This is a genomic window from Legionella sp. ST3F1, assembly GCF_048553315.1.
Taxonomy (GTDB): Bacteria; Pseudomonadota; Gammaproteobacteria; order Legionellales; family Legionellaceae; genus Tatlockia; species Tatlockia donaldsonii.
The window spans coordinates 1-611 of sequence record NZ_JBLZIO010000057.1 but is presented as its reverse complement, the minus strand read 5'-3'; the positions used below and the strand labels follow the sequence as shown (position 1 = coordinate 611).

The following is a 611-nucleotide window of genomic DNA, read 5'->3' as shown; positions in this document are numbered from 1 at the left end:
CTTCTTCCACCGTTTGCGCTTCTCTTCTTGACCATATAACCTGAGTCTCCTCAAAGTCATACAACAACAAAAGACAATACTAATTCGCTTGTGTTACCTCTATTTCTTTACCATATTGTTAATGAACGTCTGGATGCTCCAGATTAAAATGCTCTATCTAAAACACTTTAATCTGCATCATCTTTTTAACGAGTTGTTTGGTGGAGCCGGGGAGGATCGAACTCCCGACCCCCTGCGTGCAAGGCAGGTGCTCTCCCAGCTGAGCTACGACCCCTTTTTTTGCTTCGGCTTTTTCCGTTACTCGGCGTTATGTTAACTTGCTCACTCAGTTACATACTGGCGTATGCGCCTTCGCTCTCTCTTTAACATGCCTTGATTAACGAAAAACTCCTCGCAAAAACATTCTTTAGTGCGGTCTTTTCCGTTAATTCATATCAACTAACGAATCATTCCTCACAAAAAACGTTTATTAGCTTTTATTGTCAACAACTGGATAATGCAAGCTCTCACTCGCATTAATTGACTCAATTGCTCTTTCTCGTTCTTGTTCTTCTGAAAACAAACTGTGTGGGCGCTTCGGCTCCTCGTCGTACTTCTTTTTTAAGGAGGTG

1 tRNA gene is annotated in these 611 nt (G+C 42.2%); it reads right to left on the bottom strand.

The annotated features are described in order from the left end of the window. Positions 1-198: 198 nt before the first annotated feature. Positions 199-274, bottom strand: a tRNA-Ala gene (locus tag ACN4Z1_RS15945). Positions 275-611 lie beyond the last annotated feature (337 nt).